At 70.6% G+C, this 1,332-nt stretch carries 1 protein-coding gene; it reads left to right on the forward strand.

The genetic code is table 11. From position 1 onward, the window contains the following. Positions 1-1,332: cation:dicarboxylate symporter family transporter (locus tag E1258_RS32670; protein WP_207919941.1), on the forward strand; the 1,332-nt coding region annotated here is incomplete at both ends.

Consider the following 1,332-nt stretch of genomic DNA (forward strand, 5'->3'; position numbering starts at 1 on the left):
ACCCGATACCTCTACCTGGCCGTGATCGCCGCCGCGATCGCGGGCATCGTCGTCGGACTCGTCGCGCCCGAGGTGGGCAAGGCGCTGAAACCGCTCGGCACCGGATTCGTCTCGCTGATCAAGATGATGATCAGCCCGGTGATCTTCTGCACGATCGTCCTCGGCGTCGGCTCCGTGCGGCAGGCCACGAAGGTCGGCAAGGTCGGCGGCCTCGCGCTCGGCTACTTCCTGCTGATGTCGACCGTCGCGCTGGCCATCGGCCTCGTCGTGGGCAACCTGATCCAGCCGGGCGCCGGCCTGGACCTCGGCACGCAGGCCGCCAGCGCCGGCCAGGCGGCGGCCAGCGGCGAGAGCGGGGGTACGACCGAGTTCCTGCTCGGGATCATCCCGACCACGCTGGTCTCCGCGCTCACCGGGGGGGAGGTGCTCCAGACGCTGCTGGTCGCCCTCCTGGTCGGCTTCGCCGTGCAGGGCCTGGGCAGTCGCGGCGAGCCCGTCCTGCGCGCCGTCGGGCTGCTGCAACGACTGGTCTTCAAGGTGCTCGCCATGATCATGTGGGTCGCCCCGATCGGCGCGTTCGGCGCGATGGCCGCCGTCGTCGGCGCGACCGGCATGGACGCCCTGACCAGCCTCGCCCAGATCATGCTCGGCTTCTACGCCACCTGCCTGATCTTCGTGGTCGTGGTGCTCGGCCTGCTGCTGCGTCTGGTCTCCGGCATCTCGATCTTCTCCCTGCTGCGCTACCTGGGCCGGGAGTTCCTGCTGATCCTGTCCACCTCGTCGTCGGAGTCGGCGCTGCCCCGGCTCATCGCCAAGATGGAGCACATCGGTGTCAGCAGGCCCGTCGTCGGGATCACCGTGCCCACCGGGTACTCGTTCAATCTCGACGGCACCGCGATCTACCTGACCATGGCGTCGCTGTTCGTGGCCGACGCCATGGGCAAGCCGATGTCGATCAGCGAGCAGGTCGGCCTGCTCCTGTTCATGATCATCGCCTCGAAGGGCGCGGCCGGGGTGACCGGTGCCGGCCTGGCCACCCTGGCCGGCGGCCTCCAGTCGCACCGTCCCGACCTGCTCGACGGCGTCGGACTGATCGTCGGCATCGACCGGTTCATGTCCGAGGCCCGCGCGCTGACCAACTTCGCCGGCAACGCCGTGGCCACCGTCCTGGTCGGCACCTGGACCGGCGAGTTCGACCGCGAGCAGGCCCGGGACGTGCTCGCCGGGCGCTGCCCCTTCGACGAGGCCACCATGCTCGACGAGGACGAGCCCGCCGACGGCTCGCAGCCGCCGGCCGAGCCGCAGCGCCCGGCCCTCAGCGGCGCCTCCGTC

Origin of the sequence: Micromonospora sp. KC207, assembly GCF_004348615.1 — a bacterium.
In the GTDB taxonomy this organism is placed as follows: Bacteria; Actinomycetota; Actinomycetes; order Mycobacteriales; family Micromonosporaceae; genus Micromonospora.